This window comes from Tepidisphaeraceae bacterium, from assembly GCA_035998445.1.
Lineage (GTDB): Bacteria > Planctomycetota > Phycisphaerae > Tepidisphaerales > Tepidisphaeraceae > DASYHQ01.
Map to the genome: position 1 here is coordinate 140,576 of DASYHQ010000041.1, position 15,763 is coordinate 156,338.

Annotated in this window: 13 protein-coding genes; all 13 read left to right on the forward strand. The window is 65.5% G+C overall.

The genetic code is table 11. The annotated features are described in order from the left end of the window. Positions 1 to 48 precede the first annotated feature (48 nt). The 13 genes from VGN72_16275 (at position 49) to VGN72_16335 (ending at position 15,756) form a co-directional block, all read left to right on the forward strand. Positions 49 to 960: a phosphatidate cytidylyltransferase gene (locus tag VGN72_16275; GenBank protein HEV7300925.1), complete on the forward strand. Its 912-nt coding sequence runs from the start codon at positions 49 to 51 to the stop codon at positions 958 to 960. 494 nt (positions 961 to 1,454) lie between these two features. Next, positions 1,455 to 1,634 (forward strand): Flp family type IVb pilin, encoded by a 180-nt coding sequence (locus tag VGN72_16280; protein HEV7300926.1) that lies wholly within the window; start codon positions 1,455 to 1,457, stop codon positions 1,632 to 1,634. A 177-nt stretch (positions 1,635 to 1,811) separates the two neighbouring features. Next, a complete protein-coding gene (locus VGN72_16285) occupies positions 1,812 to 2,318 on the forward strand; it encodes an A24 family peptidase (GenBank protein HEV7300927.1) in 507 nt (168 codons plus the stop codon). A gap of 2 nt (positions 2,319 to 2,320) precedes the next feature. Next, positions 2,321 to 2,788: a TadE/TadG family type IV pilus assembly protein gene (locus VGN72_16290; GenBank protein ID HEV7300928.1), complete on the forward strand. Its 468-nt coding sequence runs from the start codon at positions 2,321 to 2,323 to the stop codon at positions 2,786 to 2,788. 249 nt (positions 2,789 to 3,037) lie between these two features. Next, entirely contained in the window at positions 3,038 to 3,967 is a 930-nt protein-coding gene (gene cpaB / locus VGN72_16295; protein HEV7300929.1) for a Flp pilus assembly protein CpaB, read from the forward strand. A gap of 110 nt (positions 3,968 to 4,077) precedes the next feature. Further along, positions 4,078 to 5,571, forward strand: coding sequence for a type II and III secretion system protein family protein (locus tag VGN72_16300; GenBank protein HEV7300930.1), 1,494 nt, complete (start codon positions 4,078 to 4,080; stop codon positions 5,569 to 5,571). Positions 5,572 to 5,672: 101 nt separating this feature from the next. Continuing rightward, positions 5,673 to 6,815, forward strand: a complete 1,143-nt coding sequence (locus VGN72_16305; protein ID HEV7300931.1) for an AAA family ATPase — start codon at positions 5,673 to 5,675, stop codon at positions 6,813 to 6,815. A 60-nt stretch (positions 6,816 to 6,875) separates the two neighbouring features. Then, positions 6,876 to 8,387 carry a CpaF family protein gene (locus VGN72_16310; GenBank protein ID HEV7300932.1) on the forward strand — a complete coding sequence of 504 codons (1,512 nt, stop codon included), beginning with the start codon at positions 6,876 to 6,878 and terminating at the stop codon, positions 8,385 to 8,387. 125 nt (positions 8,388 to 8,512) lie between these two features. Continuing rightward, positions 8,513 to 9,472 carry a type II secretion system F family protein gene (locus tag VGN72_16315; GenBank protein ID HEV7300933.1) on the forward strand — a complete coding sequence of 320 codons (960 nt, stop codon included), beginning with the start codon at positions 8,513 to 8,515 and terminating at the stop codon, positions 9,470 to 9,472. A gap of 82 nt (positions 9,473 to 9,554) precedes the next feature. Further along, the gene (locus VGN72_16320; protein ID HEV7300934.1) at positions 9,555 to 10,472 is read left to right on the forward strand and encodes a type II secretion system F family protein; all 918 of its coding nucleotides are present in this window, start codon (positions 9,555 to 9,557) and stop codon (positions 10,470 to 10,472) included. Positions 10,473 to 10,561: 89 nt separating this feature from the next. Then, positions 10,562 to 11,062, forward strand: coding sequence for a hypothetical protein (locus VGN72_16325; GenBank protein ID HEV7300935.1), 501 nt, complete (start codon positions 10,562 to 10,564; stop codon positions 11,060 to 11,062). A 267-nt stretch (positions 11,063 to 11,329) separates the two neighbouring features. Beyond that, the gene (locus VGN72_16330) at positions 11,330 to 13,930 is read left to right on the forward strand and encodes a glycosyltransferase (protein HEV7300936.1); all 2,601 of its coding nucleotides are present in this window, start codon (positions 11,330 to 11,332) and stop codon (positions 13,928 to 13,930) included. A 2-nt stretch (positions 13,931 to 13,932) separates the two neighbouring features. Next, entirely contained in the window at positions 13,933 to 15,756 is a 1,824-nt protein-coding gene (locus tag VGN72_16335) for an ABC transporter ATP-binding protein (GenBank protein ID HEV7300937.1), read from the forward strand. Positions 15,757 to 15,763: the final 7 nt, after the last annotated feature.

Sequence of the window (15,763 nt, forward strand, 5' to 3'; positions counted from 1 at the left end):
CGGAAAGTTGCCCGCCGCGCACCCACGGGGTATAGACGCGAACACAAGATGGAAGCCTCACTCCGCAATCGCCTGACGTTCGGTCCGCTGATGCTGCTCGGCCTGTTCGTGCTGCTCGGCCTCGACTACGCCGCCCAAGCCTGGCCTGCGCTACACGTGCCGACCCCGCGCGGCGACGTCGCGCTGCGCGGGGTCGGGTTGCTCGTCCTGCTCATCCTCGTCCTGCCCATCGCCGTCCGTGAACTGGCGACCCTGTTTGCGGCCGAGCAGGTGAAACCGTATCGACTCATTGCAGCGGTGGGGTCGGGGGCGCTGGTCCTGCACGCGTTCATGACGCAGTTCGCCAGCTTCCGCGTCATCTCGACCAGCGTGCTGGCGTTCATCATCGTTGGCGTCATGCTGCTAGCTGCCCTTCGGCGGGCGTGGGGGCAGCAGACGAGCGAGGCGATCCACCACATGGCCGGCACCGTGCTGGCGACGATGTACCTCGGTGGGCTGGCATGGTTCATCCTGGCGCTGCGCGTGAAGCAGTCGCCGCACTTTACGGGAACGACGATCACCATCCTGATGATGCTGCTGGTCGTGAAGTTCACCGACATCGGCGCCTACTTCGGTGGGCGCGCGTTCGGCAAACATAAGCTGATTCCCTGGCTGAGCCCCGGCAAGACGTGGGAAGGCCTGTTCTTCGGCGTCCTGACCGCCGCGGCGATCGGGGCGGCGTGCGCGCCGTTCATCGAAGCGGAAACCAGCTATGCGTTGCCCTGGTGGAAGGGGGCCATCTTCGGTGGCGTGATCGGCGGCATCGGCCAGCTCGGTGACCTGCTGGAAAGCATGATGAAGCGCGACGCCGAGGTGAAGGACAGCGGCCGGCTCGTCCCCGGCTTCGGTGGCATCCTCGACATCATCGACAGCCCACTTCTGGCCGCCCCGTTCGCCTACCTGTTGTTCAGCGTGTTCTAAGCGACGCCCCCAAGCCCAAACCCGTAGTGGCGACGCCTGCGTCGCGGTGCGGCGCAGCCGCAATCGCAAGGGCGACACTTGCGTCGCCCTTCTTACATGCGCAAGGAACGGAAGAGGGCGACACAGGTGTCGCCCCTACGGGATTCGATGCTGCGCATCGACCGTGACGCAGGCGTCGCCATTACGGGCTTTTGGGGCAGGAAACGAGGTTCCCGCGGCCTCGCACGTCCGATAACGAATCCGGGCAGATTCCGTAGATCCTCCCGCACGAAACAATCCGACTAATCCACTAATGCGGCACCGTTCCGCTTCCGATGAGATCAGTGCAATCGGGTCCCCATTCGTGGGCGTTGCCAGACGCAACGCGGTGGGATCATGACCAGCTCGGCCGTGTTGGCAGGGCTGCGGTGTCCAAGGGAGGACGCTTGCCTGTGTCCAAGGCGCCAACGAGCGACCTGGCGCGGAACGTGGGTCGCCTGTATTGGGAGAGTGTCATGAAGAAGGCTCTGAAGAAGTTGGCGTCGAACCTGATCAAGGACGAGCAGGGTGGCGAGGTGCTGGAATACGCACTGATCGCCGGCCTGATCGTCGTCGCCTCGATTGCCGCCATCGCGGCCGTCGGTGGCAAGGTCGTCGGCAAGTGGCAGTCGCTGCAGAACAACAGCAGCTGGTAAGCCCGCCGCCACCGCGCGACGCGTCATGATGTTCAGCGTCGCGCAACTGATTTACCGGAACACCGGGGGCCGTCCTTCAGATTGGGGCCGGCCCCCGATCCTTCCCTTAACCGGGCAGGACCGGTTTTCCCCAGTCGATTCAACGTTATGCGCCTGACGCTACTACCATTCGTCCCGATGTTCGCCGTGCTGATTTGGGCGGCGATCGAGGACGTGCGCACGCGGCGCATCCGCAACACGCTCACGCTCACGCTGGCGCTGGCCGGCATCGCCCAGAGCTTCTGGATGGTCGGCACGGTATCGCCGGTGGGTTCGATCCTCGGGTTGCTGGTCGGCTTTTCGCTCGGCCTGTCGCTGTTCCTGCTTGGTGGGATGGGCGGTGGGGACGTGAAGCTGCTGGCGGCGGTGGGGGCCTGGATGGGCCCGTGGGGCGTGCTGTACACGATGGTGGGTGCGGCGATCGTCGCGCTGGTCATCGTGCTGTTCAACGCGACGCGCGACGGCCAACTGGCCAGCCTGTTCCGCAGTGCCGCGGTGCTGGTGTCCCGATCGATCTACGCCCGTCCGACCAACCCTCGGCAGGCCTTTGAGGTGGGGATGGCGCACGTCAGCGTCGGTCGTCCGTTGCCGTACGCGGTGCCCGTGTTGGCCGCGTCGCTCGCCGTGGCCATCATCGGAGTGTAAAAATGAAGAACTGCTCTACCCGATTCCTCGTCACCCGCCCGCTCGCGGCCCGCGGTCGCACGCGCGGTGGGGCGGCGGTGCTGGAGATGACGCTCGTCCTGTTCCTGCTGCTAACGTTGACGTTCGGCACGATCGAGTTCGGCGACGCGTTCTTCAAGAAGAACACGCTGCAGGGCGCCGCCCGGGAAGGGGCGCGCGAGGCGATCATCGCCGGCTCGTCGAAGTCCAGCACAGAGGCCGCCATCGCTGCCGTGCTTCAGCAGGCCGCCAACCTCAAACCGAGTCAGTACACGGTCACCATCATCGATCACGACAGCAAGGTCCCGATCGACTTTGCGACGGTCCCCGCAGGCAGGCCCATCCGGGTGACGGTTGAAGCTAATTGGGGCACCATCGGCCTGCGCCCGATGGGGTTGATGGATGCCACTAAAACCATCAGTGGTACCGCCGTGATGCGCCGCGAAGGCTAAGGGGCGCGCCGCCGAAGCCAATCCCAACGAAGATCTCGAACGCGGGTGGTTCGTCCACCCGCGACCTGTTCTGAAAGACACGCATGGTCCGCGCGCGCGGACCGTTGGGGCCACGCTGGGGTGGAAGGTGCGCGCCGATCGTGCGTGGTCATCGCAAGACATCGAATAAATCTGACCTGATTACCTAAACCGACTGTACCGGTTGGACGACTAATGTGCGGGGCGACGTCCCCACTTGGAGAAACGCAGATGAACATCAAGACAATCGTGCCGCTCGCAGCGGCTGTGGTGCTGGGCCTGATCGCGGCGATGATCGCCAAGTCCAGCATGAGCAAGCCCGGTCCGGATGCCAGCGCCCAAGCGAAGACGACGATCGTCACGCTGAAGCGCGACCTGACGGCCGGTCAGGAGATCGCGATGGAGGACGTGACCGCGACGTCGCTGAGCAGCCCGGTCGCGCCGCCCGGGACGTTCGTGGACGTCACTGAGGTGATCGGCCGCGTCACGATCGCGCCCATGGTCGTCGGCCAGCCGGTCCTGTCGCCACTGCTGGCGCCCAAGGGCGCGGTGGGCGGGCTGCAGGCCCTGGTGCCCATGGGCATGCGTGCGATCACGATCGACGTGACGGAGACGACCGGCGTGGGCGGGCTGATCGTGCCCGGCTGCCTGGTCGACGTGCTGATCACGCTCAACGGTGACGCCAGCGGCGGCCCGCTGACCAAGACGCTCGTGCAGGGCGTGAAGGTGCAGGCGGTCGGCCAGCGCATGGGCCCCGCGCCCAAGGATGCGCCCGCCGACGCGTTCCGCAGCGCCACGCTGCTGGTGACGCCGACGCAGGCCGAGACGATCGAACTGGCCAGCACCGCCGGCCGGCCGCGCCTCGTGCTCCGCAGCAACAACGACACCGCCGACTCGAACACGTCCGGCGTCACGCTGACCGAGCTGCGCGGCACGCGTCGCTCGAACACCGACGACGTGGCCGTCACGCAGCAGGTGATGAACACCGCGCCCAGCACGCAGCCGGTCGCGGTCGCGCCGGTCGAGGCCGTGGCCCCGCGTCGCGAACCGAGCCGCCGCATCGTGAAGATCATCAAGGGCGGCGTGCAGAGCACGGTGACGTTTGAATCGAACCGTGGCGAGGGCATGGTCGTCTCGTCCGACGACATGTTCGCCGATTAACCGCTAACGCAACGCTGCTGCCGGGGCGGGCCACACCAGGCCCGCCCAGCAGCACGAGCGAATCGATCTTCCAGCACACACACAACCAAACGTAACCCAGAGGTCGCACGATGAACCGCACGAACACCACCAACCTGTCGAAGCTCGCCGGCCTGACGGCCGCCACCGGCGCCGCGCTGGCCGCGATGTTGCTCAACACCACGATCGCCACGGGTCAGACCGCAACGCCCGGCGCCATGACGACGACGACCACCACCACCGGCGCGCCGGTGACTGCGGCGGCGTCGACCACACGGCCGGCCGAGGCCGGGCAGCTGCGCCTGATGCTGAACAAGAGCTCGGTCGTCGTGACCAAGACCCCGTTCAGCCGCGTGAGCGTCGGTGAGCCTGACGTCGCGGACGTTACGCCGATCGGTCCGACGAACCTGCTGGTGACGGCCAAGCGGCCGGGCCAGACGCAGATCATCGTCTGGGACGACAACGAGCAGACGCAGACGATCGACGTGGTCGTCGAGTTCGACGTCGAGTCGCTGCGCGAGCAGATGAAGAAGTCGTTCCCCGACCTGCCGATCGAGGTCGACGCGGCCAACGGCGCCGTGATCCTGCGCGGCACCGCGCCGACGTTGCGCATCGCCGAGCAGGCCTCGCTGATCGCCTCGCCATTCGCGCCCAAGGTCATCAACACGATCGAAGTGGCCGGCGGGCAACAGGTGATGCTGGAGGTGAAGTTCCTCGAGGTCAGCCGCTCGGCGACCAACGCCTTGGGCATTCGCCTGGGCGGCTCGTACGCCTTCGGTGGCGGCGCGCTGAACGGTGGGCTGGGCCGCGGCCTGCCCGACCCGGTCGGAACGGTGGTCGGCAGCGGCACGTGGGGCGACCTGTCGTTCAACTACCTGATCGACGCGATGGAGCGCAACAGCCTGGCCCGCGTGCTGGCCAAGCCGAACCTGATCGCCACCAGTGGTGAGGAGGCCAGCTTCCTGGCCGGTGGCGAGTTCCCCATCCCCGTGCCGCAGGCGGGCGCGAGCGGGCTGTCGACGATCACGATCGAATACAAGGAGTTCGGCGTTCGCCTGAACTTCACGCCGATCGTGCTGGGTGACGGCAAGATCCGCTTGCGAGCCAAGCCCGAGGTGAGCGACTTGGACTACACCAATGGCGTGACGATCAGCGGCACCACGGTGCCGGGCGTCCGCACGCGGCGCGTCGACACGTCGGTCGACCTGGCCGACGGTCAGACCTTCGCGATCGCCGGGCTGTTGAACAGCAACAGCACGGTGGTGCGCGACGGCGTGCCGGTGCTGTCGAACATTCCCGTGCTGGGTGCATTGTTCCGTTCCAGCCGCTTCCAGCGCAGCGAGACCGAACTGGTCGTGCTGGTGACGCCGCGCCTCGTTGCCCCGTTGAACCCCGGCGACGTGCCGGTGCTGAACGGTGAGAACTGGCACCACCCGACGACCGCCGAGCTCTACTTCGGGCGCAATTTGGGCTACCCGCTGCCCAGCGCTGGCAAGCAGAAGGTCGCGCCACCGCCGCTGTTTATGGGCGACTATGGCTTTACGCCCGCCGCTGCCGATCCGACGACGGCGCCGGTCGAGGGCTAATCGCGGTCAGGACATGATCGGCCCGGCGCGCGCAAGCAAGCATGTGCGCGCCGGGCGGTCGAACCGCGCAACACGAGACGAGTGGGGACCGAGGGCCAAAGATGTATACGCACTTGAACTGCATTGTCGTCGACGCCGACCCGACGAACCGCGCCGAGCTGGCGTCGTTCCTGTCGCAGTACGGCGCGAACGTGTCGGCGCAGCTGAACACCACCGAGACGCTGCCCGGCATGCTCTCGCGGGCCGATGCGCCGCAGCTGGTGATCGTGAACCTCGACCCCGGCGCGCACGAGTCGCTGAAGAAGATCGCGCACCTGCCGCGGCAGCACGCCAACATCAGCTTCTTCCTCATGAGCCAGGTGCTCGACGCGAACCTGCTGATGGAGGCGATGCACCTGGGCGTGAAGGAGTTCATCCCACTGCCGATGAGCGTCGACAAGTTCACCGCCGCGCTCGACCGCGTGTCGCAGATGCACGGCGCGGCGCAGCGGGCGAAGGTGATCCACGTCATCCCGACGGTGGGCGGCTGCGGGTCGACCACGGTGTCGTGCAACATCGCCGCCTCGCTGGCCAAGGCCGGTAAGGCCGCGATCCTAGACCTGGACCTGATGCGCGGCGGCGTCGCCAACAGCTTCGACCTGCGCCCGCGATACACGATCGCCGACGTCATGGACTCGGCCGACAAGGTCGATAAGCAGCTGCTCGACAATGCGCTCACGATCCACGCCGCCAGCGGCCTGGCCGTGCTGGCACGCCCCGATTTGCCCGAGGACACGCAGCGCGTGAACCCGCCGGGCGTGGCGCGGCTGATGGGGGTGGTGGGGCGCATGTTCGACTACGTCGTGGTCGACTCCATGATGAGCATCGCGCCGATGTACACCACGGTCGTGCACGCGGCCGACACGAACATCATCGTGATGCAGCTGAACGTGCCCAGCGCCAAGAACGCCGAGCGGTTCGTGGGCGCCCTGCGTCGCATGGGCATCGAGAGCAGCAAGATCAAGATCGTCGTCAACCGCTACGAGAAGCGAAACCGCGACATCGAGCCCGACGAGGTCGAGCGGGCGCTGGGCCTGAAGATCTCGTGGCTCGTCCCCAACGACTTCAAGAACGCGATCGCCGCGATCAACTTCGGCGAGCCCGCCGTCCTGCGGTCGCCCAAGGCCGAGATGAGCACGAGCCTGCGCGATTTGGCCAACATGCTGGCCACGAAGGATCAGGGGACGGGTCGCTCGGCGGCGTAAGTTCCCGATCCCGGAGTGCCGGGAGCGGGGCATCGGAACGCATCACTAGGAACACGCACCATGGGTCTCTTCTCACGATCAAGCTCCTCGGCCGCCGTCCTTCCCACGCCGGCGCCTGCCGCGCCAGCGGCGCATGCCAATGGCGCGTCGCCCGCCGGCAAGGGCGGCCTGTTCGCCGCCAACGGCGCCGCCGCCGCAACGCTGCCCAGCGCCGAGGCCGCCCGACCGGCCAACGGTAGTTCGCTCACGCCACCGTCGCGCAACACTGCAGGCGTCGTCGTGCCCCTGACCGAGCGACAGGTCTACCTGCAGCAGCTGAAGGTCCGCATCCACCAGCAGCTCGTAGATCGCCTGGACGTGCAGAACCTGAAGACGCTGCCCGCCGACACGGTGCGCCACGAGGTCCGCAACCTCGTCCGCACGCTATGCGAGCACGAGAAGGGCCTGATCACCGGCGGCGAGCAGGAACGCCTGATGGACGAGGTGATGGACGAGACCTTCGGCCTCGGCCCGCTCGAGACGCTGCTGAAGGACTCGGCCATCAGCGACATCCTCGTCAACCGATTTGACCGCATCTACGTCGAGAAGAAGGGCCGCCTGGAAGAGGTGGAGACCCGTTTCCGCGACAACGCGCACCTTCGGCAGATCATCGACCGCATCGTCGCCCAGGTGGGGCGCCGCGTCGATGAGACGAGCCCGATGGTCGATGCGCGCCTACCGGACGGCAGCCGTGTCAACGCGATCATTCCCCCGCTGGCGCTCGACGGCCCCGCGATGAGCATTCGCCGGTTCGGTTCGAAGCCGCTGCAACTGGAAGACCTCATCCGCCACGGCGCCTTCCCCGCCGCCGTCATGGATTTCCTCAGCGCCGCCGTGCAGGCCCGCTGCAACGTGCTCATTAGTGGCGGTACCGGTTCGGGTAAGACGACGCTGCTGAACTGCCTCTCGCGCTACATCCCGACCGACGAGCGCGTCATCACGATCGAAGATGCCGCCGAACTGCAACTGCAGCAGCCGCACGTGGTGCGCCTCGAGACGCGCCCGCAGAACATCGAGGGCAAGGGCGAGGTGTCGCAGCGCGACCTCGTGAAGAACTGCCTCCGCATGCGTCCCGACCGCATCATCATTGGCGAGGTGCGCAGCGCCGAGGCCCTGGACATGCTGCAGGCGATGAACACCGGCCACGAGGGTTCGATGACCACCGTGCACGCCAACAACGCCCGCGACGCGCTGGCCCGCATCGAGGTCATGATCGCGATGGCCGGCTACGAAATTCCGATCCGCGCGCTGCGGGCGCAGGTCGCCAGCGCAATTCAGATCGTCATCCAGGCGCGCCGGTTATCGGGCGGTCGCCGTAAGGTGACGAGCGTGAGCGAGATTACCGGCATGGAAGGGGACAACATCTCCATGCACGATTTGTTCCTGTTCGAGCAGAGCGGCGTCGACGAGAACGGCCACGCTACCGGGCGGTTCATCGCCACGGGCCTGAGGCCGCGCTGTGCCGAGCGCATCGAACATCGCGGCATTTCGCTGCCGGGCGACCTGTTCACGCGCCGCGTGATCGAGATGTAGAGCGACGGAAACCTGTTGGCGGCCGGCGCGGATGGAAATGTCCGCAAAATCGGCCAACCTGGCGAAACCCGGACCGTCGAACGTCCGATGAAGGCTATGCCGGACCGTACCGCGTCCGTTCACCTATGACCACACTGATCCCCATCCTCGTGGCCGGTTGCGTCATCCTGCTGACGTGGGGCCTGATGTCGTTCTTCATCGACCCCGAACGGGCCGAGAAGCGCCAGCTCTCCAAGCGCCTCAGCAGCGACGCGCTGGCGACCAATTCTGCGTTGAAGCCGCGTCAGATCTCGCTGACGCTGGAAGACCCAACCCTGCCCGCAGCGCTGGCCCGGCTCTCGCTGATGCGCCACCTGCAACGGCGGGTCATCCAAGCCTATCCAGACGTACCGCTGAGCCGATTCCTTCTGATCGCCGTCGCCGCCGGCACCATGGGCGGGCTGACCGCCGGCGGTGTGACCGGTTCGATGTTCATGGCGGCCGTGGTGGGTGGCTTCCTGGCCTACGTGCCGTTCTTCGTGCTGAACACCAAGCGTTCGAACAAGCAAAAGCTGATCGCCGAGCAGTTGCCCGAAGCGCTCGACTTCCTGGCCCGCGTGCTGCGTGCCGGCCATAGCTTGACCACCGGTTTGCAGATGATGGGCGACGAGCTGCCCAAGCCGCTCGCGCTCGAGTTCCGCCGCTGCTACGACCAGCACTCGCTGGGCCAGCCGCTGGAGGACAGCCTGAAGGACATGATCGCACGGGTGGAATCGACCGACTTCGCGTTCTTCGTCACGTCGGTGCTCATCCAGCGCAGCACGGGTGGCGACCTGTCGGAAGTGCTGAACAACATCAGCGGCATGATCCGTGCCCGCATTCGCCTGCAGAGCCACGTGAAGGCCAAGACCGCCGAGGGCCGCTTCACCGGGTACATTCTGGTCGCGTTCCCCGCCATCATGTTCATGTTGACGTACATCATGAGCCCCGAGCACGCCAGCAAGCTGCTGCACACCGACCAGGGCCTGAAGATGCTCGGCCTGGCGTTCGGCCTGCAGGTGGTGGGGCTCTGGGCGATCAAGCGCATCACGACGGTGAAGGTGTAGGACGGTGGGCAGAGGCCTGTTTCTTGATCTTCTACTGCCCACCGTCCACTAACCACCGCCCACTGAACGAGAAGGACGACCGATGGACCAGCAACTCATACTGATCGCCTGCATCTTCGGCGCCTGCGCGATGCTCGGCTACTTCCTCACGGGCATGCTCATGGCCGGCGACGAGGCCAAGCTTCGCGACCGCCTGAGCAGCAACGCGATGGAAGACATCCAGTCGACCAGCACCGGCCGGCTGGAAGTCGGCTCGTTCATCAACCGGGTCGGGCAAGCCGCCGCCCAACCGTTCATGCCGACGGACCGCGAGAAGGTCTCGAAGATGCGGCAGGACCTGGCGATGGCCGGCGTTTACGCGCCCAGCGCCATCAAGGTGATGACCGGCGCCAAGGTGATCTGCCTCGTGCTCGGCCTGGTGATCGGCTACGTGGTGGGCAGCATGGCCGGGCTGCCGTTCCTCGGCGTGCCGGTGGGTGGGCTGATCGGGTACATGGCGCCGAAGTTGTGGTTGAAGTTCGCGATCAAGTCAAACCACACGCAACTGGCGTACGGACTGGCCGACGCGCTCGACTTGATGGTGGTCTGCGTGGAAGCGGGCCTGACGGTCGACGCCGCCATGCAGCGGGTCGGCACCGAACTGGCGCTGGCGCATCCGAACATCAGCCGCGAACTGGGCATCTGCCACATGGAGACCCGCGTGGGCCTGTCGCGGAGCGAGGCGATGAAGAACCTGGGCATTCGCACCGGCTCCGAGCCGCTGCAGGCCCTGTCGGCGATGTTGATTCAGGCCGACCGGTTTGGCACGAGCATCGCCCAGGCGCTGCGCATCCAGGCGGAAACGCTCCGCACGAAGCGCCAGCACGCCGCCGAGGAAATGGCCGCCAAGGCATCGGTGAAGATGAGCTTCCCGCTGGTGCTGTTCATCTTCCCGGCCACGTTTATCGTGCTGGCCGGCCCGGTGGTGATGGACGTGCTGAACAGCGAGATCATGAAGTAAAGGACGAACGCGAGTCACGCAGACGAAGACGAAGACGAAGACGAAGACGACGACGCGTCACGGACGCGCTAACCAACGAGGAACCGATGATGACCAAGACGAACCTGATGGTGTCCCTGATTGCCGGCCTTGCGCTGGGCGCGGGTTGCGCCACGCGGCCGCACCAGTCGCTGGACCAGAATTACGGCATGGGCCAGGACTTCGCCGCCGCCCACGCCGACGAGGGCGCGCTGGAAGATGCGATGATCTACCCACGGCACTTCGAGCACGACGCGCTGAACTCGCTCGGCCAATCGAAGCTCGCCCGGATCGCCAGCGCCGCCAAAGACGGTACCGCACCCGTCAACCTGTACTTCGACGCGCCCGCCGCCGAGCTGACCGACGCCCGCAAGGCCGTTGTCATGCAGTTCCTGGCCGAGTACGGCCTGCCGAGCGAACGCGTCACCCTTGCGGTGGGCGTGAACCCGGCAACGAAGGATCTGGCGATGTTCGGCGCCCAGCGGTTGTACACCAAGGACAAGCGTGAGCCCTTCAAAGGCAGCGAAGGTGCAAAGGGTGGCGACAAGGGTGAAGCTGCCCCGAACAAGTAGTGTCTTCCGGAGCGGAGATGCCTACAACGCGAACGAGGGACGACCTTTGCAGGCCGTCCTTCGTCTGCGTTGTTGCGCGTGTCGATAACCTGCGAGCGAACCCGACGAGTGATGCAGGAACAACTGCAGATTTCGAGACCAAGTTGGCTAACGCAGACGCGGCGTTTATTGTCTAATGGGTAGCAGGACGTCGGTGCCGTTATCGCAGGACGCGGAAACGCCATCGAGACCGAATTCGCTCAGCCGTCCCGGTGGATCTAAGTCACGATGACCGTTGTTGATACCCCCTTGGCACCGCAAGTCTCCGCACCGGCCGACGCGCCCGTTGCGGGTGGTGGACGCGCGCGCCGGGCCGTGCCCGTCACCGACCGCATCTGGCGTGATGGCAAGTTCTTCCGCCTGGGCAGTGAAAAGTTCTACGTGCGCGGCGTGACCTACGGGCCGTTCGCGCCGAACGCCGACGGCGACCCACTGCCCGGCATGGCGCAGGTGCGGCGCGATTTCGCGCAGATGAACGACCTGGGCGCCAACTGCGTCCGCATCTACCACGTGCCACCGAAATGGTTCCTGGACGAAGCGGACGCGGCCGGCATCAAGGTCTTCCTCGACGTCGCGTGGCCCAAGAATTTGAACTTCGTCGGCGATGCCGAGGTAACGCGCCAGGCCAACGACGCCGTCCGCCACGCCGCCCGCACGTGCGGCAATCACCCGGCGATGTTCGCGATCAGCGTCGTCAACGAGATACCGGCCGAGATCGTGCGGTTTGTGGGAGCCCGCAAGGTTGAGGCGTTCATCGACGACCTCGTCGAGATCGCAAAGGCCGAGGCGCCGCAGTGCCTGGTGACGTTCGCCAACTTTCCGACCACCGAATACCTTCAGCCGCGCGGCATCGACTTCGTCTGCTTCAACGTCTACCTGCACGACGACACCGTCTTCCGCAACTACCTCGCACGCCTTCAGATGATCGCCGGCGAGAAGCCGCTGATGCTCGGCGAGTACGGCATCGACACGTTCCGCGAATACTCCGAGGACGGCCAGGCCGACATTCTCGTGAAGCACGTGCGGGCGGTGTTCGACGAGGGCCTCGTCGGCACGTTCGTCTTCAGCTTCACCGACGACTGGCACACGCACGGCTACCAGATCGAAGACTGGGCCTTCGGCCTCGTGCGGCGCGATCGCTCACCAAAGCCGGCGTTCGAGGCGCTAAAGCAGATCCTGCCCCGCGTTCCGCAGGTGGCGGAGGTGACGCTGCCGAAGGTCAGCGTGGTCATCTGCTCGTATAACGGCGCCAGCACGGTCGAGACCTGTTTGGCATCGATGGAGCGCATCCGATACCCCGACTATGAGGTGGTGTTCGTCGACGATGGCAGCCGCGACAACACGCAGGAGATCCTGAAGCAGTTCCCGTGGGTCGTGAACGTGCGGCAGGAGAACAAGGGCCTGTCGTACGCGCGCAACGTGGGCGCCCGCACCGCGACCGGCGAGATCATCGTCTACACCGACAGCGACTGCGAGGCGGATGAGGATTGGCTGTACTACATCGCCCTCAGCCTCGTGCGCGGCGGGCACGGTGGCATGGGCGGGCCGAACCTCATTCCCGACGAAGGCAGCTGGGTCGCCGACTGCGTGGGCCTGAGCCCGGGCGGACCGACGCACGTGATGATCGACGACCGCACCGCCGAGCACGTGCCTGGCTGCAACATGGCGTTCTACAAGTGGGCGTTCGACCTCGTGAACGGCTTCGACAGCCAGTTCCGCAAGGCCGGTGACGACGTCGACTTCATCTGGCGCCTGCAGCACCTGGGCCACAGCATCGGCTTCTCGCCAGCGGCACAGGTGTGGCACTACCGGCGCAACAGCATCGAGGCCTACCTGAAACAACAGCGCGGCTATGGCGAGGCCGAGGCGCTGCTGAAGTACAAGCACCCCGACCACTTCAACACCCTCGGCGCCAGCCACTGGCGCGGCAAGATCTACGGCGGTGAGGCGATCGGCGTACGCGTGGGCGGCGACGTGATCTACCACGGCCTGTTTGGCACTGGCCTGTTCCAAACGATCTACCGCAAGCCCGCCTCGCTGGCCGCCATGATGTTGATGAGCATCGAGTGGCATTTGCTGTACGGCTTCACGTTCCTGCTTTCCATGGCGTTCGCGACGTTGGGCGCGTCCAACCCGGTATTCTGGATCGGGGTCGGCATGGCGATCGCGCCGATGCTGCTGGCGATCGTGGCGGCGATTCAATCGCCCATGCCGAAGCACCGCCATTGGCTCACCCGCCCGCTGATCGCTTGGCTGCACTATCGCCAGCCGATCGCGCGCGGGTGGGCGCGCTACTCGGTGCGGCTGCGGGCCAAGGTGATGAAGAGCCTGGGCAAGGGGTACCGGTGGTCGTCCGACCTGCCGTTCGACCCGTCGGACCCAAGCACGCTGCGCTATTGGAACAAGGACTACGACCGCTTCCCGCTTTTGAAGCAGATTGGTGACGACGTGCGCACCGCCGGTTGGCGTACGCGGCCTGACAGTGGCTGGAGCCCGTGGGACCTGGAGATCTACGGCAGCCGTTACACGAAGGTGCACATCATCACCGCCACCGAGCATCACCACGGCAGCGGCTACCTGACGCGCGTGCGCGTCACCTGCCGCATGAGCACCTTCTGCCGCGTGCTGATGGCGGCCTGCGCGCTGCTGGCGGGCATCTTGCTTTGGCACCTGTGGCCGTTCAGCCGACCGGCGGTGCTGATTCCGCTGGTGTGGTGGGCGATGTACGCGATCAACCGCCGCATGGTGATCGCGCCGGTCCTTGGCCTGATCGACGCCGCCGCCACCAAGGCGGGGTATTACCCGGTGCCGACGAAGAAGGCCGAGTAACCATGCAATTCTACCTGCGGGCGATCTCCTACTTCCGTGAAGACCTCGGCAAGATCATCCTCGCGCTGGTCATCATCGCGATCATGACGCTCTGCGGCTTGCTGGTGGTCTACCCGCTGTCGATCCTGGTCGATTCCGTCTTCGGACCCCACGGGCCCACCAACGCCGTGTCGGCGTTCTTCTTCCGCTTCGTGCCGGAAGGCAAGCTGGAACAGGTCATCGTGCTGGCTGCGTTCGCGTTGGTGCTGCGCTTCGTGCAGGAACTGCTGAGCATGGCCCACACGCTGCTCAACATCCAGATTGGTTACAGCGGGTTGATGCGCGTGCGCTGCGATTTGTTCCGCAAACTGCAAGCGCTGTCGCTGGCGTACCACCGCAGCCAGCCGCAGGGCGACGCAATTTACCGCCTGTCGTACGACACGTTCGGCTTCCAAACGATCCTGAACACGCTCGTGCAGACGATGCTGGTGAGCTCCGTCACGCTGATCTTCATGACCGTCATCATGCTCAGCATGAACTGGCAGCTCACGCTGCTGTCGCTGTCGATCGCGCCGCTGTTGTTCTGGACGACGAAGATCTACAGTCGAATCCTGACGAAGAAGGCCACGGAAGCGAAGGAGGTCGACACCCAGCTGACGACCACCATCCAGCGATCGGCCGCCACGATCGGCCTCGTGCAGGCCTTTAACCGTGAGGCCGACGAGTACGCCAAGTTTTCGTCGACCGTGCAGGCCTCGGTGTCGGCATACCTGCGGCTGCACTGGCAGGAGATGATTTTCTGGCTGTTCGTCGGCAACATCTTCGGCATCGGTGGGGCGCTCATTTTCGGCTACGGCGGGTACCTGGTCTACCGCGATCAGTTCCTGCTGAACCTTGGAGATAAGGGCTTCACCGTCGGCCAACTGTCGATCTTCCTCGCCTACGTCGGCATGTTGTACGGGCCGCTGAAGAACCTGTCCGGCAGCGGCGCCGCGCTGGCGGGGGGCGTGGCGGGCGTGAAGCGCGTGTTCGAGGTGATGGACCGCGACCCGATCATCAAAGATGCGCCCAACGCCATCCATCTGCCGAAGCAGCCGCGCGTGCTCACGCTCGACCACATCATCTTTGAGTACCAGAAGGGCCGGCCGGTGCTGGACGACGTGTCGTGCACCATTCGCCCGGGGCAGATGGTGGCGTTCGTCGGCCAGTCGGGCGTGGGCAAGACGACGCTGCTAAACCTGCTGCCGCGCTTTTACGATCCCGTAAGTGGCGCGTTGCGCCTGGATACCCACGACGTGCGCAACGTGCGTGTTGCGGACGTGCGCAAGCACATCGCGCTGGTGCTGCAGGAATCAGTGATCCTACCGACCACCGTCCGCGAGAACATCGCCTACGGCCGCCCCGATGCCACCGATGCCCAAATCCTCTCCGCCGCCGAGATCAGCGGCGCCGCGGTCTTCATCGACGCGCTGCCCGGCAAGTACGATGAAATGATCACCGAGGCCGGCCAGAACCTCTCCGGCGGACAAAAACAACGCATCAGCATCGCCCGCGCCCTGCTGACCGAGGCGCCGATCATCATCATGGACGAACCCACCAGCGCGCTCGACCCCGCCCACGAGCAGCACATCATCGAGACGCTGAAGCGCCTGAAGGGCCAGCGCACGATCATCCTCGTCAGCCACCGGCTCAGCACCGTCGCCGACTGCGACCAGATCTTCGTTATGGACGCCGGCAAGGTCGTGGAACGCGGGTCGCACGATGAACTGGTGAAGCAGCGGGGGCTGTACTTCAGCATGGCCAAGCACCAGATGAAGCTGCCCGATTCCGAAGCAATCGTTCATTAGAACAGGT